The sequence below is a fragment of the Butyrivibrio sp. AC2005 genome (assembly GCF_000424145.1).
Classification (GTDB): domain Bacteria; phylum Bacillota; class Clostridia; order Lachnospirales; family Lachnospiraceae; genus Butyrivibrio.
The window spans coordinates 528,460-549,124 of the sequence record NZ_KE384137.1 but is presented as its reverse complement, the minus strand read 5'-3'; the positions used below and the strand labels follow the sequence as shown (position 1 = coordinate 549,124).

Here is a 20,665-nt window from a genome sequence, read left to right as displayed (position 1 = left end):
GGGAAAGACTCTGAAAGCCTTCCCCAAGGGAAAGACTCTGAAAGCCTTCCCCTTGGGGGGAAGGTGGCGCGAAGCGCCGGATGAGGGGAAGCATAGAAAATTTAACGAGGTTAATATAATGAAAAAATTCGGAAAATACTCACGTAGTGTGTCCATTATCGGTGCCGGCTGCACACCTTTCATGTACACAGTAGATAATGAAGAAACAAACGGCCTCACAGAAGGCGAATTATTCGGCTATGCAGCACTTAAGGCTATGGAAGATGCAGGAGTAAATCCTCAGGATGTTGATTTCTACTTCCACGGCTGTGCCAGCCCGCTGAATGGCTCTAACTACCTCACACCCAACGTACAGATTGCCAACTGGTTCGGTATGAAGGGTAAGGGTTCAATCCACCACTCCGAGGCATGCTGCACAGGATACCTTGCTATCGAGCAGGCTGTAAACGCAGTTGCTTCAGGAAAATATGACTGTGTTCTCACAGGTGCGGTTGAGTTTGGTGACAGTACTCCAAGCCCCGCTGACAATGTTGAGACACCCAAGCATCCTTACAAGCGCGACAAGATGACAATGGAGAAGTTCCTTAAGACTACTTCATGGCTCTATGACAGAACCTATACAAGAAGCCTTATGGCAGGTCAGGAACTCATCTATGACGATGCAGCAGAGTGGTATGTGCGCACAAGAGGAATATCCGCAGAGGATATGAATAACACTCTTAATGCAATGTGCATCAATAACAGAAGAAATGCATCAGTTAACCCTCTTGCAATCGAGAGAACAACCTATGAAGAGCTTGCTGAAAAGGCAGGCATGACTCTTGATGAGTACATGAATTCACCTTACAACCCTAAGATGGGTGACTTCCTTCGTGCCGGCGGCCTTGAGCTTAAGTGTGACGGCGCTGCAGCTTGTATCGTATGCGCAACAGAGAAGATTCCTGAAATCGCAAAGAACTTAAAGCATAAGCCCATTGAGGTTCTCGGAATCGGAAGTGCTGCATGCGAGGCAACAACACCTCACTTCGAGGTTCGTGCAACTGAGGAAGCAGTAAAGCAGGTTTATGAGTCAACAGGCCTTTCAGGAGATGATCTTGATCTGTTCTTTGCAAATGACTTTATCATCACATCACACCTTGTATCAGCTGAGATTGCAGGATATCTTCCCTACGGTGAAGGCTGGAAGTACATCTGCGATGGCCGTACCGCATGGGATGGTGATAAGCCCATCAATTCAAACGGCGGAAGAACCTCCTTCGGACACGCTCACGCAGCATCAGGTCTTGCAGACATGTATGAAGCATGTAAGCAGATGTGGAATGAATGTGGTGATCGCCAGGTTAAGAAACTGCCCAAAACAACTATGCTTCGCGGATATGGCGGTGCTCAGAACGTAGCCGCTATCATCATTCGAACAATGGACTAAGGAGGAATATTAACCATGGCTATCAAATTAGAAAAAATCGTTGAGAAATTTTATACATCCTTAGAAGAAGGAAAAATCATGGGCCGCAAGTGCCCTAAGTGCGGACACGTTGAATTCCCTCCGGTTTACGCATGCAACGAGTGCGGAAACTATGAGACTGAGTGGGTTGAACTTAGCGGAAAAGCAAAGCTTCATTCAATCGTTCTTCCCGCTGCACTTTCCTCAAAGCCTGAGTACAAGAAGATGGGCAAGTTCGCTTATGGCGAGGTTGAAATCGAGGAAGGCACAAGACTTAACGCAGTAGTTCGCGGCATCAGCAAGAAGAATCGTGAGGAGCTTTCCAAGCAGCTTCCTCTCGACATTCACGCAGCTATTATAGATCGCGATGGCGGCTTCAAGACCGTAATCTTTGATCTGGATGAGAAGTATTTTAAATAAAAGGAGAAATAAAGAATGAGCAGACAGGAAATTTTAGATCAGGTATTAAACATGGTAGCAATGTCCTACAAGAAGGAAGTTTCTGAACTTTCAGAGTCCACATCCTTCAAGACAGACTTAAACGGAGCATCAGTCCAGATGGTAGCTCTTGTTTCAGAAATCGAGAATGAGCTTGATGTAGCTCTTATGCTTGCTGATGCAAGTGCATGCGAGACAATTTCTGATCTCGTAGATCTCATTGAAGAAGAGATGTAATCGGAATTTCAGAAACATAAAAATAATAATTCGGCTCGCTTATGTATAATAGGCGAGCCAATTTAAAAGAGGCGAAAAATGAGCATAATAGAGAAAATTTTTGAAAAAGCAAAGCAGAATCCCCAGAGAGTGGCATTCCCTGAAGCACTTAATGAAAAGATGATGCAGGCTGCTTATGAAGCAGGCTCTGAGGGATATATAAGGCCTATTCTTGTTGGTGACGAAGCCGAGATAAAGGCTGCTATCAAGGAGAGAGGCTACAAGGAAGAAGTATTTACAATCGTTGATGTAAACAACGAGGACTACAAGACAATGCTTGTGGAGAAATACACAGCTCTTCCTGAGACAAGACTTAAGGAGAAGGCACTTAGACGCCGCATGGAGGATAAGCTTCAGTTTGCAATGGTTATGCAGGCTGCCGATGAGGCAGATGTAACCTTCGCGGGAATCGACTACACTACAGGTGACGTTCTTCTTGCTGGACAGATGATTATTGGTATTAAGCCCGGCCTTGCAACAATCTCAAGTATCGGTCTTTGTGATATTCCCGGCTACGACGGAAGCGAAGGTTCACTTCTTGCTATCGGTGACAGCGCCGTTTGCACAAATCCTAATTCCGAGCAGCTTGCAAGTATCGCAATTGCTGCCTGTGACACTGTTAAGTCACTTCTTGACTGGGAACCCAGATGTGCATGCGTCAGCTATTCAACCTGCGGAAGCGGACAGGGTGAGCTTATCGACAAGGTAACTGAGGCAGTAAAAATTGCAAACGAGCTTCGTCCCGACCTTGCCATCGATGGCGAATTCCAGCTTGATGCAGCAATCAACCCTGCTGTAGCTCAGAAAAAAGTAAACAGAGAGAGCAAGGTTGCCGGAAAGGCAAATGTTGTTATCTGGCCTGATCTTAACGTAGGTAACGTTGCAGTTAAGCTTATTCAACAGTTTGGTCACGCAGATGCATACGGTCCCATGCTTCAGGGATTTAACAAGGTTGTATGTGACTGCTCAAGAAGTGCACCGGTTTCAGAGCTTAAGGGCAATATTGTAATTAGTGCAGTAAGAGCGGCAGGTGAGAAGAGATGAAAAAATACAAGGTTTTTACAATAAATCCGGGCTCAACCTCCACAAAAATAGCATTGTTTGAAGGTGAGGAATGCCTCTATACACAGAATGTGTCTCATGATGCGGCAGAGCTTGCAAAATACGAGACAATAAGCGATCAGCTTCCGTATCGCAGAAACATGATACTTGATCTTCTTAAAGAGGCTGGACAATCAATTGATGATGTTGACGTATTCGTCGGACGTGGTGGCGGACTTTTTGCAATGGAAGGCGGAACCTACGACGTAGATGAGCTCCTTTTAAATCATGCAAAGACCATGGCAAACGGTGTTATTCATCCTGCTGCACTTGGTCCGCAGCTTGCAGCTGAGTTTGCTTCCAAAAACGGAGCCAGGGCAATGGTAGTTAATCCCCCTGATGTTGATGAATATCAGGATCTTGCCAGAATGACAGGAATTAAGGGCGTTTATCGTCTTGCTCACCTTCACTCTCTTAATCTGAAGGAGACAGCGATTCGCCACAGTAAGAATGTTCTTCATAAAAAATATGAGGAAGCAAACTATATTGTATGTCATATAGGTGGCGGAATTTCTGTATCAGCTCACAGAGAAGGAAAGATGGTTGATGGTTTTGATATTGTCGGCGGAGAAGGTCCTATGGCGCCCACACGCTGTGGAAGTATATCTGTAGCGAATCTTCTCGATTATATGAAAAAGAATGACCTTGGCGTCGCTGATGTTAAGCCACTTATTACCAAGTCCGGAGGATTTGTAAGCCATGAAGGTATCTCAGATGCAATTGAGCTCACAAATCGTGCAGCAAACGGTGATAAGTATGCCGAGATGCTTTGGAACACCATGATATATCAAATTGAAAAATGCATTGGCTCCATGGCAGTGGTTCTTCATGGCAAGGTAGATGGAATTCTTCTTGGGGGAGGAATGGTCCATAATAAGGATCTCGTTCAGCAGATAACTGATACATGTTCTTTCATCGCGCCTGTTTTTGCATATCCCGGAGAGTTTGAAATGGAAGCAATGGCTGCAGGTGCAATCCGTGTTCTTGACGGAGAAGAGGAACTTAAGCATTACACAGGAAAACCTTGCTTTACAGGCTTTGACTTTGAGTAAAAAGTGCGGACCTAAAGAGTAAAACGAAAAGAGATATAAAAATGAACGAAAATACATTAAATAAGCTCACGCTTGCCTTAGGGATAGCACTGCTTCCTCCTATTTGGGCTGTTTTATCGCCATTTATGGGAATTACAACCGGAGCGGTAGCCCTTATATGTGCAGGACTTTATGTTGCAAACGGTAACAAGGCAAGTGATGCGCTAAAAATAACAATAGGGTTTCTGTGTGGTGACATCTGGGCAGTTATAGCTATATTCGTAATGGAAAAGATGAGCTTTAATCCCAATGCAGAGCTTTACTGTACGCTTTTTGTTATGGGAGGGCTGGCCGTTCTTATAGGTGAGAGTATATCAAAATTCATCTTTACACCGGCATGGCTTTGTGGCTGGGCAATCGGTCTTACCATCATGGGACCTATGGCAATCGCAGATATAGGAACACTTCCGATTCAGATCGGTGCAGCCATGATAGCAGGCGTAGTCTACGTGGGGATAGGAGTTGACGCCTTCCAGAAGAAGCTGGTTAAGATTTTAGGAAAGTAATCTTAACTATATTTGAAGGAAAAGTATTATAATCTTCACTATTTTGGAAGAATACTATTAAAGCCTTCCCTTGGGGGGCGCAAATCGTCCGGGGGACGATTGCTTTGCGCGGACCGAAGCGGAGCGAAGACAGGTGGCGCGAAGCGCCGGATGAGGGGAAAAACACAGGAGGATTGGTTTGAAATGAGTGACAGAATGAAGGTAAAAATCGTACAATCTCTTACAGGAGCAGTTGTACTCACACTTCTTATGCAGGTATTTGTACTTACCGGCTATACACAGTATATTTGGATGCTGTTTTTACCGCTTCTCATGTTCTTTGCACTTGGAGCAGACTTGAAGAAAATCCCGTCAATGATCATATGTTATGTATGTGGCATTGCATGGGCTTATGCAAATGGTATACTACAGGAAGTATTCCGCTCCTTTGCATCAGAGGCGGTAGTTGGCATAGTACCTACAATTATTATTATCTTTTTGATATTAACAATTCATGAAGGCTTTCTTGCAAAGACAATATTAGGCAATATACCTTGTCTTTTCCTTGGTATGGCGACTACATTTTTTGTGTTTATGATAGGCGTACCGCTTACACCTATACATCTTATTGCATTCTACCTTTATGGAATTGTTCTTACTATTGTACTTGTTTTTGCAGGTATGACAGTTTGCTCAGCGATTTTTGGAAAAGAACGTGCCATGAAGGCAATAATTGGTGAATTCCCAGGACATGATAAAAACGATTAAAATCAGTGATAAAGTTTATATACTTGAAGATGCTTTCGGAACCTGCTCCAATCTTGTGATTGGGGCTAAGAAAGCTCTTTTGTTTGATACAGGATGCGGATTGGATGATATAAATGCTGCTGTAAGAAAAATAACAGATCTCCCGCTTCTTGTCATAGCAAGTCACGGACACTTTGATCATATTGGTGGCAGTCGTTTTTTCGATAAAGTCTTTCTTTCTGAAAAGGACAGAAACATCCTGGATACCTATGATGAAGCATTACTGAATAAATGGATATCGGAGATGGGTGATGGGGATGATTACAAAACTCAGGATTCCGAAAATGCAATAGTGCAGGAGATAACCTTCGGCTGTAAAGAATGGAAGCAGATAGCAAATCTTGATTTTGGCAGATTCGATTTAGGAGACCTTGAGGGTGAGGTAATAGAACTTCCCGGACATTCAGCCGGATCTGTCGGAATCATTTTCAGAAAGCTCAGACTTGTTCTTGGAGGAGACGCTCTTTCGCCAATAATTACACTAATATTCAAGAATCATGGTTCGATTGAAGAGCAGCGATCAACAATAAAAAAATCAATTGACTTGGACTTTGATTATTTCCTTGTTTCACACAACAATAAGCTATTAAAAAAAGAAATTCTTTACAGTATGGCAGCTTGTCTTGAAAATACTGAAGAAAAGAGATTCATAAAATACACTTATCCCAAACCGCCATACGGGGAAGGATATTTTCACGTTCATTCACTAAGAGATGAGCCGGTGGGGCTGATCGTCGAACAAAGGCCTACAAAAATTAAATAAAACAGAGGATTAAAAATGAACTTAACCAAACGCAGATGGTTGGTGCTTATTGCCAGCTGTCTGATTAACTTATGTATTGGTGCACTATACGCCTGGAGTGTTTTTGCATCACCTATGGCTGAACATATTTCAGCAGTTTTAGGACTTGAGGGGAAGAATGCAGTCACGGCAAGCAGTCTCTCAATAGTCTTTTCAATAGCTAATGTCGTAGGACCCATAACAATGATAGGCGGCGGAAAACTTGTTAGAACCATTGGGCCGAGACTTGTCATAATGATAGGCGGAATATGGTTTGGACTGGGGATGCTTATCTGTGGTTTTGCAGGATCTGTAGCAGTGCTGATTTTTGGATTTGGAATCTGTTGCGGACTGGCAATGGGCATGACCTATGGCTGCACGGTAAGTAATGCAGTAAAATTTTTCCCCGACAAGAGAGGGCTTGTGGGAGGAATTGCCACAGCTTCATATGGACTCAGTTCAGTATTGGTACCCCTTATTGCCAATGCAATTATTTCAAAAATGGATGTTACAATGGCATTCAAAATACTTGGTATAGCCATTGTTGTTATAGTACTTGCAGCATCATTATTCATTATTCCCTGTCCGGATGATTTCATACCTGATGGCTATAAGCCGGTTTCCAAGAGCAGCAAAAGCGGTTCTGTTAACAAGGCAAGAGACTATACCTGGAAAGAGATGCTGGGGACAAAAGAATTTTATATAATGATGGTTCTCATGTGCTGCGGCGCGTTCATGGGAATGATGATCATCTCTCAGGCATCGCCGATAGCCCAGAATCAGGTACTTATGACCTCGCAGTCTGCAGCAGTAGTGGTTTCAATACTTGCGCTGTTTAACACGGGAGGAAGAATTCTCGGTGGCTATATTTCAGATCTTATAGGACAGATAAATACGCTTGCGTTGTTACTTCTTTGTTCGGTTGCCGGTCTTTTCATGCTGATTATCACGGGAGAGGGAAGCGTGGCTACTCTTTATCTCGGAATCTGCATAATAGGACTGTGCTTTGGTGGCTTCATGGGTATCTATCCCGGATTTACCAATGAAAAATTCGGAGCAAAGTACTCAAGTGTAAATTATGGAATAATGTTTATCGGTTTTGCTTTTTCCGGATTTTTTGCTCCTATCATGATAGGCAAGATATATCTGGCAACAGGCACCTATAAAGCAGCATACTTTACAGCTATGGCTTTATCTATTCTTGGAATTGTATTAACATTTATATATCGTAATATGAATAACAACGAAAAATAATACAAACAGGAAGATATAATGAGCTTTGATGAGACTATAAAAGCGGACACAATAAACGTATATGTTCTTAATATTGAAAAACTGGATGGGGAGGATGACAGGCTGCTGTCTGTCATTGCTCCCCATTATGCGAAAAAATATGAGCGAATCAGGGTTCCAAGAGGAAAAAAGGAGGAACTCGGTGCCGGCTTTCTTTTGGCAAGATATCTTGGGGTGACAAGGGATGATCAACTTACATTTAATGAGTATGGAAAACCGATGCTTAATATGGAAGTCAATAAGCACTTCAGTTTATCGCACAGCGGACAATATGTAATTCTTGCTACATCAGATTCACCTGTAGGCATTGATATCGAGCGCGTCGACAGATTAAATCTGAATGTACTGAAAAGAGTTCTTCCGTCTACATATTATGAAAGACTTGAAAAGGAAGAGAATAATAATACAAAGCTTTCCTGGGGGAAAAGCTGGACATCGGTTGAAGCTATTCTAAAAGCAGATGGGAAAGGCTTTAATATCGATCCCAGAGAGGATGATAACTTTATGGAAGGATGGCATATTGAGAGCTTTAATCTTGACGAGGAATACATGGTAAGCTGTGCATCCAAAAAGGCATTTGTCTTAAAGATTGTGAATGTGGAAGATATTACGATTTGATTTTTCAGAATAAAATACTTATAAACAGGGGAAAAGCTGGCGCCTTGTCACGGGAAACGCCAGCTTTTTTTGTTTTGAAGAAAAGTTTCTATTTCTTATGAGGGAGTTTCAAGAGGTTTGTTCCTCTTGATGTTTTATATATTACAATCAAAATCGTAACAGAAAGTGATAAATTTGTGTTTATTCTGTGAAAAAGTGATTGGAATGTGAAAAATCTGTGAACACAATGAAAAAAGGAAAAGCAGAACACGGGAGTCGAACCCGCCTCTTCAGCTTGGGAAGCTGACATACTACCGATGTACTAGTCCTGCATGAATTCGTTATCAATGAACTATTTAATAATACTCAATATGTGGTATAATTTCAAGTGGTTTGAAAAATAGTTTCCAGATAAATAGGGGAGGAAAAAATGATGGTTGATAAGACTAAGGCTTTAGAAAAAAGTAAGGGGTTTGCAAACGAGTTTCGTGAATTCATTATGCGCGGAAACGTAATGGACTTGGCAGTCGGTGTCATCATCGGTGGAGCTTTTCAGGGGATAATCAATTCACTTGTTAATGACATTATTATGCCGGTTATAAGCGTTCTTACCGGTGGTATCGATTTTTCCAACTGGTTCATTACACTTGACGGAACAAAGTACACTTCACTTGCAGCTGCTCAGGAAGCAGGTGCAGCAACACTTAACTATGGTTTATTTATCACTGCAGTTATTAATTTCCTGCTTATGGCTCTCGTTATTTTCTGTATTGTGAAGGCACTTAACAGGCTTAGTGATAAGGTTAAGAAGGAGAAGGAAGAGGAAGCTCCCACAACCAAAATCTGCCCTCATTGCCAGAGCGAGATCAACATCAAGGCTACAAAGTGCCCTTGCTGTACATCTGATTTAAAATAAAAAGAAATAGTAAAAGAAAACTATTAGCATCCCTGCTACTGTTTTGTAGTAGGGATTTTTTCGAAGCATACGCGGTATATTGGGGAATAAACAGGGTATGAAAAAAGCAAAATGGACTATGCGGCAAGCTATTCTGGGGCTGGTTGTTGGATGTACGCTATTTGCGATAATTGCGCAGACGGTAGCGTTTGAAGTGACATCCAGAAACCAGATTCGCAGAGAGAGCCTTCTTAATAATGACGAAACTCTTGGGCGTATCGAAAGCGAACTTAATTCTTATATTCATGGGATTACTGTAAAGATGCAGACTATCTATTCTGAGAGCGAAATGCTCTATGACATGAGATATTCTCATGCAAAAAGGAGAAGATTGCTCAATCATTACTGGAAGGCCTGGCATCTTTCAGAGGAGCATTTTGATTCATCGGACCAGCTGCTTGCCATGTACATTTACGATAATGATAACAAGCTTGTAAGCTCGTGGAGAAAACAGCCCTACAATTACCCCAGAGACCTTTATGATACTGATCAGTATGTAAATATTTCCCATTTGAAAAGCTATATTGATTCTGATGATTATTCTGTTATGTTATCCGGATATCATAATGAGGAAGCAGACAGAGATGTCCTAAGATTTTGCTTAAAACTACATACATATGATGATGAAAGGTCGCAGCTTGGTTACCTTGTCTGTGATTATAATACCCAGAATTTTGCTGAAATCATGAGTAAGTATATTTCCTCAAGAGATGTATATGTCTGGCTACAGCCAAATGGAGATTCTCCGATAACAAGGGTGGGAAATACCACTAAGGAAGAAACCAGGATATTTTCGGATATAACTAAAATCATAGCGACAAAGTCAGAGAATTATAATGAACTGGAAGATGAATATGGTGCCTTTTATCTTAATTCCAGACCTTCCGAGAAATACAATATGAGTATCTATATGCTGACACCACAGTCACTGTTGTTACAGACTCAGAGTGCTCTTGCCCGCATGCTGATAATAATTGCCGGAATAATTCTTCTTGTTACCATTCTACTCGGAATTATGATATCAAGCTTTATCTATAGACCTGTTGATGAATTGAATCATACTATAATAAAAATCAAAGACGGTGATACAGAGCTTCGGGCCCGGACAGATGGCTGGAGCGAGGAATTAAAGGTAATGGGTGAAGAGTTTAATGAGATGCTTGACCGAATTCAAAATATGGTTCAGGAAGAGTATGAGGCAAAAGTACTTATGGAACGTACACAGTACAAGGTGCTTCAGGCGCAGATAAATCCTCATTTTTTATATAATACTCTTGATACCATGAGCGGAATAGCTGCATCTCAGGACTGTACTCTGGTGAGCGGCCTTTGCCAGTCACTTTCAGCTATTTTCAGATACAGCCTTGATATCTCTGATACTCAGTCTACACTTCAGCAGGAGATGGCACACGTAAGAAATTATCTCTATGTAATGGATGTGCGTATTGGCAGCACTATAAAATACACCTATAAGATTGAGTCGGATACACTTATGGACAGCATTCCGAGAATTACACTGCAGCCCATTGTTGAGAATGCTATCCAACACGGCCTCAGAAAGAGCAGGCGAAAAGATAAGGAGCTTGTTATTTCGGCAAAGCATAAAGATGGAAACCTTGTTGTAACGATAAAAGATAATGGTGCGGGTATGGACGCCGAGGAAATGAATGAGCAGCTTAAAAAAGCTGATATCAGCAGGATAGAGATGGGACGCTCGATAGGCATAATGAATGTTAATGCCAGAGTCAAGAGTGTCTATGGGAGTGGGTACGGAATACATTATGAGAGCGTATCTGAGGATGGAACAAAAGCTGTTATCATTTTGCCTGTTGTGAAAGAGGAGGAAGAAAATGGGGGCGAAGTACAGGGTATTGTCAGCTGATGACGAATTGTGGAGTCGTGAAAATATAAGAAGAATGCTGCCTTGGGAAGATTATTCAATCGACTTTCTTGAGCCTGCGTGTGATGGAGATGAGGTTCTTGAGAGGATACCGGAGGAAAAACCTGATATTGTTATCACTGATATCAACATGCCGTTTCTTAGTGGACTTGAACTTTTGAATAAAATTCATACGGATTTTCCTGATATTATAACCCTTGCGGTAAGTGGCTATGATGACTTTAAAAAGGTTAAGGGTGTCTTTATGTCCGGTGGCATAGATTATCTTTTAAAACCTGTAAGCAGAGAGCAGTTGGCAGCTTCTTTGAGTAAGGCCCTTAAAACATTGGAGGAGAGAAAAGCGGAAAATGCTGAAAAAGAAGACAGCAGATTAAGAGAAAACTATGTATCCTCTTTTCTTGAAGATGATGAGTTTTCATCTTTGCTAAACGGAAAGCTTTTCAGACCGACCAAAGAGTTTCATATTCCAAGTACAAAGGTTTTTTCTGAGCTTTCAACTATACTTGTAAAGTTTCACGATGTTGAAATATTAAAGCAAAGCTATGATAAGGATGTTCTGAGAATGTCCTATGATCTGAAAGCAAAGCTTAGAGAACTCATAGATAATGAAAGTATCATAGTCTTTAACTACACCGACAAGGTTAATGAGTTCATAATTGAGCTTAATGCTACACCACCGCGCTTAAAGCTTATAGCAGACAGAATCATTGAAGCGTTTCCTGTTGAAAAGCAGGGCCCGGTTACTGTGGTCATACATGACAGGGCAAGTTCACTTGATGATATTGCTACGGTATACCGTGAGATGATAGCAGAGCTTGTGACAAGGCCATTTGGAAGAAAGCATAGCATTGTCATGTGCAGGGGAAATAAGAAAATATCTGAGGTACAGGATAAATATACTAACCGGCTGGAATCTCTTATTTCAGGCCATTTAAGTAATCATGAGATCAGACAGGCCCAAAATGCCATTATGGAAACGGCCGGCTTAAGGAAGTGTGACAGCACAGGCTGGAGCCTTTTTGAAGTAACGCAGTTTACCACAAGAGTGATAAATACCATAGCTGATCTTGAGTGTGAGAGTGACGTGCGCTCCTTGGAGGAGGTTCAGGATGCAATTAATTACGGCCTGAGATCGCTGAATAAAGAAATTATTCTGGATAATATAGATCTTGCTCTTAGTATTGCCTCCGGTGTGGAATCATTTGAGGATAATTCCATTAACAGGCAGGTAGAAAGTGTTCATGACTATATTGAAAAACATTATATGGAACGTCTTTCGCTTTCTGATCTTGCAGAGATGTTCTTTGTTGAACCCAGTTATCTGTCACGTAAATTTTCACAAAAATACAATGAGACGATTACAGCCTTTATAACAAGATGCAGGATGAATCAGGCAAAGAAACTTATGGAGGATGAGGATATCAAGCTTGAGGTAATATCCTTCGAAGTAGGCTATGATGATTACAATTATTTTAGCCGCGTGTTTAGAAGATTTGAGGGAATAAGTCCGACAGAGTATAGAAAGAACGTTTTATGCTAGATTGATTTTCAAAATAGTGATAGTAAGTTTTTCTAAATTGTGCTAATAGTTAAAAAATATAATTGATACAATGGCTTCGTAAACTATAACGGGTTTACGAAGTTTTTTATTTTTGGGGAGGATATAAGGGTGTTACAAATAAGGAATTTAAAGGCAGTTATAGCCGGTACCGGAATTGCTCTTATGCTTTTGATAAATGGATGCGGTCACGAAAAATATGCAGGAATAAATACTGAGGATGGAGTGACCAATATCCTTGATTACGTAACAGTCTCTTTTGACGGATCAAATGGAGAGGGAACAGCATTTGTGTATGTTGATTACGACGGACTTGAAACAGAGATGGTCGGAGGTGAGGAGAAGATAAAAGAACTTGATGAGATAGAAGACCTTTCAAAGCTTACAAAATATATAAATGCAGTTTCATCCATCTCTTTTAATATCGATAAGAATTCCGGACTATCTAACGGAGAGCAGGTTATTGTCTCCGTTTCATACGATGATACTGCAGCCAAATCGGCAGGAGTGGTATTTGGAAATGAGAAGAGTAAGACATTTGAAGTAAAGGGATTAAAAAAGTAACTTGTCGGATCTGCTGATAGCATGATCCGGTGAAAAATATTCTCAAATTAAATAAGGAGGGCAAATGTTTTATGAAAAAGAGTTTTAAAAGGTTTGGCGCATTGCTTATGGCAGGTGTTATGGCATCATCGCTGATAACAGGTTGCGGTAAGGCTGCAGGTTCCGGTGACGGAGGTGGATCATCAGCTTCAGGATCAGGGGATATTAAGATCGGTGTTTCAATCTGGAGCTCCACAGACGTTCTCGGAAGCCAGTGCAAAAAGATTGTGGACAAGGCTGCAAAGGCAACAGGAGTGGAAGTACAGTATGTTGATCAGGGACATGTATCTGAGCAGGTTACAGCATCTGTTGAGCAGCTTTGCGCAGCAGGATGTAAGGGTATTATAATCTGTAACTCAGCTGATTCCGAAATGACTTCAGCTATCAATACATGTACAGAGAATGGGGTATACATCGCACAGTTCTTCCGTATTATTTCAGAGGAAAACAGTCCGGAGGTATATAAGACAGCATGTAATTCCAAGTACTATGTTGGTGCGGTTCACGAGGACGAGATAACAAACGGTTATACTCTTGTTAACCTTCTTCTTGAAAAAGGCGACAGAACAATAGGCCTTGAGGCTTGGACAGTTGGTGATGCTACATTCCAGCTCAGATGGCAGGGATATCAGCAGGCAATCGATGAGTGGAATTCAGCTCATCCCGATGACCAGGCAACAATGACAGAGCCTGTTTATGCTAACACATCTTCTGAAGAAGGTGCAGCAGCAGCTATGTCACTTTACAATTCAAATCCCGGAATGGATGCCCTTATCGTAGCAGGTGGCGGTGGTGATTCCCTCGTTGGTTCCATCGGTGCATACGCTAATGAAGGTCTTACAGGAAAAATCGATGTTGTATCCACAGACTTCCTTGATGATCTTGCTGAGCAGCTTAAGTCAGGTGGTATGTTTGCCGAGTCAGGTGGACATTTCTGCGATCCTCTTTTTGCTTTCTACCTTGTGCTTAACGCAGTAAAGGGCAACTATGTTAAGGAAGAAGGAACCTTTGGTTATGAGATTCTTTTCCCGTACCTGTATGTTTCATCTCCCGATGACTATGCAAACTATGAGAAGTACTTTGTAAAGGATGATCCTTATACAGACGAAGAGCTCGCTGAAATGGCAGGTTACAGCTTTGACGAACTCAACAAGGCAGCTACAAATCTTTCAATCGATGACGTTATAACACGCCACAGTAACTAATATCATACCTTTCAACTGGCAATGTTAACATGCGTTGTGGCAACTAATATTATACCTTTCAACTGGCAATGTTAACATGCGTTGTGACAACTAATATTATACCTTTCAACTGGCAATGTTAATATGCGTTGGGGCAACTAATATTATGCCTTCCCCCCTGGTAGGGGGGAAGGTGTCAGCGAAGCTGACGGATGAGGGGTTATGGGAGGATTCTATGAACAAGCTACAAAAATTCAAACAGAGCCAGTGGTACGGTATGCTCCTTCTGGTTCTGATAGCCTTTGTTTTCTGGGCTTTCTTTAAAATTCTGGCACCCCAGACCTTCGGGGACTTTAATAAATTGCAGACATATTTAAAAACCGCTCTTTATTATGCGGTAGGCGGATGCGGACTCTATTTTATTTGTGTTATGGGTCCCTTTGATATGAGCGTTGGTGCAAACATCGTACTTTCCTCGGTGCTTGCGGTAAATATGAGTGAACGTTTCGGTTATGTGGGCCTTCTTGTTGCTCCCATGATAAGCGGAGTACTGGTGGGACTCCTTAACGGACTTGTATATATAAAATTCAGAATATCATCACTTATCGTGACAGCGGGCCTGTCACTTGTTTATGAGGCTCTTTCCATTTTTGCAACTAATGGAAAAGAAGCGATTCTTGCACCGCAGTACAGAGCCTTTGGTGATTATCCGGGAAATCTTATTCTTGCACTTTTGGCCTTTTTCCTATGCGGATTTATTTTAAAGTACACAAAGATTGGAACCTATACTTATGCGATAGGTTCAAACGAAGTTGTTGCAAAGAATATGGGTGTTGATGTTGACAAATATAAGGTGGTTGCTTTTGTGCTCTGCGGATTCTTTGTGGGGGTTGAATCTATTCTGACAATATCTTATGGAACATCTATGACTAGTGCTTCAAACCTTGCATCCATGAGCCGAAACTTCCCGCCTCTTATGGGAACGTTTTTTGGCCTTGCTTTTAAAAAGTATGGACATCCTGTTGTGGCAATTGTAGTCGGGGAGTTTATCATTCAGCTACTTTTCCAGGGCTTTGTTGCACTTGGCGCTCCGACAACAGTACAGAACATTGTAACCGGTATTGTTCTTCTTGCGATTGTAACTATGACTATTAAGCCTGTTAAGGGCGTTGTTGTGAAGTAAAGGAGGGAGACATGAACGAAGTACTGCTTCATGCCGAGGAAATCGACAAAAATTTTGGCGTCACCCATGCCATCGACCATGTCACTCTTGACTTCTATAAAGGTGAGGTGCATGCACTTATAGGTGAAAACGGCTCCGGTAAATCAACCTTTACATCATGTCTTACAGGTATCTATCACAAGGATACAGGAACCTTTACCTTAAACGGAAAAGAAGTATCCGCTAAGAATCAGGTTGATGGAAATTACCAGGGGGTAGCGATTATAGTTCAGGAGATTGGAACACTATCAGGCCTTACCGTTGCTGAGAATATCTTTCTTGGTAAGGAAAAAGAGTTTACAAGCTTCTGCGTAAAAAACACCAATGCTATGAACAGAAAAGCCCAGGAGCTTTTGGATTCGTATGGATTTAATTACATTAAGGCAACAGATGTTATTGACAAATACAATTTTGAGGACAGAAAGCTTATAGAAATAGTTAAAGCTACGCATTTTAAACCACAGGTACTTGTTGTGGATGAGACAACGACAGCACTTGGTGAAAAAGGACGTAAAGAACTTTTCAAAGTCATGAAACAGACTAAGGATGATGGCAGATGTGTGATTTTTATATCTCATGACCTTGATGAAGTTATAGAACAGTCAGATTCAATCAGTGTGCTCAGAGACGGAGTTCTGATCGATACAGTTAAAAGCAGTGAGGTTGATGCGGATGCTCTGAAAAAACTTATGGTAGGACGTGAGATGAGTAACAATTACTATCGTACGGACTATGGCACAGAGATTTCGGACGAAGTAGTTTTAAGAGGAGAACATCTGACTGTTCCTGGAGAGATTGATGATTTTAATATAGAACTGCACAAAGGTGAGATTATTGGAATCGGCGGCTTGTCAGAGTGTGGTATGCATGAAGTTGGAAAAGCGTTGTTTGGCGCTTCCTACGACAGAGAGGGAAATGTATATCTTGCTGACGGTACAGAGATAAATGACATTAAGACTGCAATAGATAACAGTATTGCTTATGCCTCCAAGGACAGAGATAACGAGTCGCTTGTCATAAACGATACCATACAGGATAACATTTGCCTGCCTTCACTTGAGGAACTTAAGAAAAATCACATTCTTCATTCAAAGGATGAAAAAGCATTTGCTGAAAAATATGCTAAGCAGATGAGTACAAAGATGGAGGGGGTTCATCAGTTTATGTCAGCGCTTTCCGGTGGTAACAAGCAGAAGGTCGTCCTGGCAAGATGGATCGGTAAAAACTCGGACATCATAATACTGGATTCACCTACCAGAGGAATTGATGTCAAGGTTAAAGCTACGATTTACCAGATGATGAGCCATATGAGAAAAGACGGCAAGTCAATCATTATGATATCGGAAGAAATATCGGAGCTTCTTGGTATGGCTGATCGAATTATTATAATGAAAGATGGTAAGCAGAGTGGTGAATTCAAACGATCAGAAGATCTTAAGGATACAGACCTTATAGCGAAGATGGTATAAGAGCCGGGAGGACAAAATGGAAAATGGTAAAAAAATAGCAGTTCCGTTTATGGAACGTGCTCTTATAAGAAATATAATGCCCTTTGCAGGATTCATATTTATTGTGATATTGTTTGCGGTACTTACAGGGGGACAGTTATTTACTGCAGGTAATTTAAAACTCCTGTTATCCCAGTCCTATGTACTGCTGATAGCATGTGTTGGAGTGTTCATGGTTATGACAATGGGAGGGCTTGATTTTTCTCAGGGGTCTATGCTTGGTGTATGTTCGGTAGTTGTTTGTTTTCTGTCAAACTTCAATATCGTACTTGCTGTATTATGCGGAGTACTGACCGGAGGAATAATAGGCCTTGTTAACGGATTTTTCAATGTGAAAAGAAAAATCACATCCTTTATTGTCACTATATGTAATATGTATCTGTTAAGAGGTATTGTTGCATATGCTACTACAAAAACTCCTGTTTATGGTGTTTCAAATATAACCGGGAGTTTGACAGTTAAATTATATCAGAAGTACTTACAGGCCACAGCTGGTCTGTATTTTTTTTGTCAGTCAGTGTTTTCCTATAACACCATGCCCTTTAATCTGACCTTTACATTACTTATATTGCTTGCAGCATTTGCTGTATTTCAGTACACAGGTCTTGGTAACAGGCTTAAGGCTATCGGTGCGGGAGAAACAGCTGCCAGATTTGCAGGTGTAAGAGTAGAGAGAACCAAGATGCTTGTTTACATGGCCGCCGGAATGATAACAGGACTTGCAGCTTTTATCAATAGCATCAAAGTTGGATCTGTAACCTCAACTGCAGGTAATCAGCTTGAGACACAGATCATGATTGCGTTAGTTCTTGGTGGGATGCCTGTAAACGGTGGAGCTAAGGTTAAGTTCTATAACATAATTCTTGGAGCATTAACCTACAAAATTCTGACTGCAGGTCTGGTCATGCTTGGCATAGAACCTAAGACGCAGCAGCTTATTATGGGTATTGTATTCCTGATAATGGTAGCAGTCTTCGCTGACCGCGAGACCGGAATGATAGTTAAATAACTTTAACAACTTGCCCGCCCCAATGTATATTGGGGCGGTGCTGGGTTACATCTGGTGTTTAACCACCTCGTATTCATTATTATTTCTAAAATATGGGCATTCACTCTTGGAATTACCCATCAGTCTTGCGTAGTCGTCTTCATCCATATCGACTCCGCAGTAATAAGCTTCATCATCTTCATCGTACTCGTAATAAGTACATTCATCGCAGTGCATTTGCATATAATAATCCTTCCTGATAATTATTTCTTAAGATACTCATATTGATCCTTCAGAACCTGAGGCACTTCAAAGCCGTCATTTTGTATCCTTCTGATCATATTGGAAATAGGGCGCATGATACCGTTTATATGTGCGGTATATTTCTTTATTAGCTCACCATATTGAGGATTATCTGCAAATTTTTCCCTAAGCTCAGCTGAGAACGGACAGTACGTGAATATAATCTCCCTGGAAATCTTGTTAAGCCTGGGGGACTGGTTTGCTTCAAATTTAATATAAGCCATATATTCAGATACAAACAGATTCTTATAATTGTTGTTGTATTTCTTAAGATCTGTTCTGAGCTTTTCCTTCATCTCAGTGGAAAGAGAGTGGTTCTTTTTATAAAACTGCAGATAATCACAGTACATTGATGTGAGAGATGGATCTGTGACATCATTCCAGTGAACACCCTGAATTGTCTTGCACATTTCCCAACGGAATTCGCCGCATAGACGTATCATAACATCTTCAAAGGTCTCTGTGTTAAAAATCGAAATGATAAATCTTGCGGGAGTATTTCTTTTCTTTCCTTCTATTTCCTGCCATAGAGAAGCCCGGCTTCCCATATTCGGCATGAGTATCATGTACGGCGTCACATCTTCGTCGATAAATGCCTGATTCACGCCGATTTCCGGATCTGAAAAGATACTTTGCCTGCAGAACAATGAAAAGTCAATAGAACGTATATATTCATAGAAGCTATTCACTTTTTCAGTATTTACATAAGCTACGTCCAGAGGGCGTATTACATTTTCTTCGTCAAAAACAGGAACAAACATTGATGGCCTTCCAAAACTCATTCTGTTTCCGAGAGCAAGAAGGTTCTTTATCTCAAATTTCAGGCGTTCCATGGGATCAAGCTTCATTTCTTCCATCTGTTCTTCGCTTATGTCACCGCTGGTTTTTAAGGTGCGAAGAGCAGTGAAATAATCTTCATCGAATTCATTTCTTGAAGGCTCAAGCTCCATTGCATAAACCTTTTTCAGCCATTCATAAACGGTCATAACATGGCCGGCCGGATCAGGCTTATAGGTTTTCATAAGGGCATAGAGTTGCCTTGTGTTTTCTCGCCCTGCAAGCTCTTCGTCCACAAAACCGAACATCAAAAACATCATGACTTCAGACGGAATAGAAGGATCACTGAGGCTGCGAAGGAATGCAGAGGTGTAAATAGTGTAGTAGTCCTTTGCCACATTTCGCCTTAAGGCCCTGCTCTCATCCGAAGTGTCATATCTTGTCTTTGTATTCTTAAATTCAATAATGATATTGCGGAAGTTCTCAGTTGCAGTTTCGTCCGCATCGGCATACTGAAGTATGGTATTGAGTGCATCCCTGATATCAATATCTGTAGCAGCTCCGTCTGCGCCATTTCGCTTCATATCATCTGATTTTGCGCGTATAAGCTGCATGGATGAACGGAATCTGCTTGTCTGTTTCTGAAAATCGTGTCTGTATTCTGTGAGCTGTTCTCTGCAGGCCGCAGTATAGGAAATAGCCTCCAGGGCATACATAATAAAGCCGTCTGATATGTCTGCAGAGCGGGCATAGCACGTCTTCTTCATTAGTTCTTCATTATCGTTTAATTTGCGATAGAATTTTTCCTGCCAATCAGAAAGAGCCTGCGTACGAACAGGAGGCCTTATATCATCAAGTTCGGGAAAATCCTCGACCTCCATGCCAACTGAAACCGCCATCATGGGGTAATCTGCTTCATCGATATCAAGCTGTTTGTATTCTGCAAGAATGTTGTCGTAATCCTCATTATATTTATCAAGGCTAAGAACAACATTTTTAACTGTCTGGGCAGCAAGGATGGGGGATATTTTAGGATTTGATGCGACAACTCTGAAAATATCATCTATTGAATTAAAAGGATATGAGAATACGGATGTATCCTCAAGAGCGGTATAAGTATAGACATATTCAGACCCTGGATGTTCGGGAGCACCTAAAATACCACCTACACCGACGATGATGGATTCACCCTCGATGATAACAGAAACAGACCCTTTAACAACTATCTCAAGGGTTTCTACTATGTCGCCGCTTTTGTGCAGGACCTGATTCTGCTTAAGTGTTATAAGCCCCATATTGCTCCTTTTTAACAATAGAATATAGTTTGAATTTATTATAGACGAATTTTTGATAG

The 20,665-nt window shown here is 41.3% G+C and carries 20 protein-coding genes and 1 tRNA gene; 18 read left to right on the top strand and 3 right to left on the bottom strand.

Annotated elements, in window-relative coordinates; genetic code table 11:
* Positions 1-118 precede the first annotated feature (118 nt).
* The 10 genes from G602_RS0119420 (at position 119) to G602_RS27580 (ending at position 8,334) form a co-directional block, all read left to right on the top strand.
* Complete coding sequence (locus G602_RS0119420) at positions 119-1,426, top strand: thiolase family protein (protein ID WP_026660475.1); 1,308 nt, start codon at positions 119-121, stop codon at positions 1,424-1,426.
* Positions 1,427-1,441: 15 nt separating this feature from the next.
* Positions 1,442-1,864, top strand: coding sequence for a Zn-ribbon domain-containing OB-fold protein (locus G602_RS0119415; protein WP_026660474.1), 423 nt, complete (start codon positions 1,442-1,444; stop codon positions 1,862-1,864).
* Positions 1,865-1,879: 15 nt separating this feature from the next.
* Positions 1,880-2,119: an acyl carrier protein gene (locus tag G602_RS0119410; protein WP_026660473.1), complete on the top strand. Its 240-nt coding sequence runs from the start codon at positions 1,880-1,882 to the stop codon at positions 2,117-2,119.
* Between the two features lie 78 nt (positions 2,120-2,197).
* Positions 2,198-3,202: a phosphate acyltransferase gene (locus tag G602_RS0119405; protein ID WP_026660472.1), complete on the top strand. Its 1,005-nt coding sequence runs from the start codon at positions 2,198-2,200 to the stop codon at positions 3,200-3,202.
* Entirely contained in the window at positions 3,199-4,311 is a 1,113-nt protein-coding gene (gene buk / locus G602_RS0119400) for a butyrate kinase (RefSeq protein WP_026660471.1), read from the top strand. Before G602_RS0119405 ends, buk begins: the two co-directional genes overlap by 4 nt.
* 41 nt (positions 4,312-4,352) lie before the next feature.
* Entirely contained in the window at positions 4,353-4,856 is a 504-nt protein-coding gene (locus G602_RS0119395; RefSeq protein ID WP_026660469.1) for a DUF1097 domain-containing protein, read from the top strand.
* Positions 4,857-5,039: 183 nt separating this feature from the next.
* The gene (locus G602_RS0119390; RefSeq protein ID WP_026660468.1) at positions 5,040-5,603 is read left to right on the top strand and encodes a DUF1097 family protein; all 564 of its coding nucleotides are present in this window, start codon (positions 5,040-5,042) and stop codon (positions 5,601-5,603) included.
* The gene (locus G602_RS0119385) at positions 5,587-6,405 is read left to right on the top strand and encodes an MBL fold metallo-hydrolase (RefSeq protein ID WP_026660467.1); all 819 of its coding nucleotides are present in this window, start codon (positions 5,587-5,589) and stop codon (positions 6,403-6,405) included. Before G602_RS0119390 ends, G602_RS0119385 begins: the two co-directional genes overlap by 17 nt.
* 15 nt (positions 6,406-6,420) lie before the next feature.
* Entirely contained in the window at positions 6,421-7,677 is a 1,257-nt protein-coding gene (locus G602_RS0119380; RefSeq protein WP_026660466.1) for an L-lactate MFS transporter, read from the top strand.
* Between the two features lie 18 nt (positions 7,678-7,695).
* Positions 7,696-8,334, top strand: coding sequence for a 4'-phosphopantetheinyl transferase family protein (locus G602_RS27580; protein ID WP_049945347.1), 639 nt, complete (start codon positions 7,696-7,698; stop codon positions 8,332-8,334).
* Between the two features lie 240 nt (positions 8,335-8,574).
* Here G602_RS27580 and G602_RS0119370 read toward each other — a convergent pair.
* Positions 8,575-8,645: transfer RNA gene (locus G602_RS0119370), tRNA-Gly, on the bottom strand.
* 101 nt (positions 8,646-8,746) lie between these two features.
* Here G602_RS0119370 and mscL point away from each other — a divergent pair.
* From mscL to G602_RS0119330, 8 genes are all read left to right on the top strand, one after another.
* Positions 8,747-9,229 (top strand): large conductance mechanosensitive channel protein MscL, encoded by a 483-nt coding sequence (mscL, locus tag G602_RS0119365; protein ID WP_044932950.1) that lies wholly within the window; start codon positions 8,747-8,749, stop codon positions 9,227-9,229.
* A 97-nt stretch (positions 9,230-9,326) separates the two neighbouring features.
* Positions 9,327-11,150 (top strand): cache domain-containing sensor histidine kinase, encoded by a 1,824-nt coding sequence (locus G602_RS27575; protein WP_044932782.1) that lies wholly within the window; start codon positions 9,327-9,329, stop codon positions 11,148-11,150.
* Positions 11,119-12,708 (top strand): response regulator transcription factor, encoded by a 1,590-nt coding sequence (locus G602_RS0119355; protein ID WP_026660464.1) that lies wholly within the window; start codon positions 11,119-11,121, stop codon positions 12,706-12,708. The genes G602_RS27575 and G602_RS0119355 overlap by 32 nt, the downstream gene beginning before the upstream one ends.
* Positions 12,709-12,837: 129 nt before the next feature.
* On the top strand, positions 12,838-13,290 hold the full coding sequence (locus G602_RS0119350; RefSeq protein WP_026660463.1) for a hypothetical protein: 453 nt from the start codon (positions 12,838-12,840) through the stop codon (positions 13,288-13,290).
* 71 nt (positions 13,291-13,361) lie between these two features.
* On the top strand, positions 13,362-14,534 hold the full coding sequence (locus G602_RS0119345) for a sugar ABC transporter substrate-binding protein (RefSeq protein ID WP_026660461.1): 1,173 nt from the start codon (positions 13,362-13,364) through the stop codon (positions 14,532-14,534).
* Between the two features lie 214 nt (positions 14,535-14,748).
* Entirely contained in the window at positions 14,749-15,696 is a 948-nt protein-coding gene (locus G602_RS0119340; RefSeq protein ID WP_026660460.1) for an ABC transporter permease, read from the top strand.
* Positions 15,697-15,707: 11 nt separating this feature from the next.
* Entirely contained in the window at positions 15,708-17,204 is a 1,497-nt protein-coding gene (locus G602_RS0119335; RefSeq protein ID WP_026660459.1) for a sugar ABC transporter ATP-binding protein, read from the top strand.
* 16 nt (positions 17,205-17,220) lie between these two features.
* Positions 17,221-18,252 carry an ABC transporter permease gene (locus G602_RS0119330; RefSeq protein ID WP_026660458.1) on the top strand — a complete coding sequence of 344 codons (1,032 nt, stop codon included), beginning with the start codon at positions 17,221-17,223 and terminating at the stop codon, positions 18,250-18,252.
* Between the two features lie 45 nt (positions 18,253-18,297).
* Here G602_RS0119330 and G602_RS31130 read toward each other — a convergent pair whose 3' ends face one another.
* A complete protein-coding gene (locus G602_RS31130; protein WP_196808727.1) occupies positions 18,298-18,474 on the bottom strand; it encodes a DUF6472 family protein in 177 nt (58 codons plus the stop codon).
* A 20-nt stretch (positions 18,475-18,494) separates the two neighbouring features.
* Complete coding sequence (locus G602_RS29355; RefSeq protein ID WP_049945346.1) at positions 18,495-20,606, bottom strand: Crp/Fnr family transcriptional regulator; 2,112 nt, start codon at positions 20,604-20,606, stop codon at positions 18,495-18,497.
* Positions 20,607-20,665 lie beyond the last annotated feature (59 nt).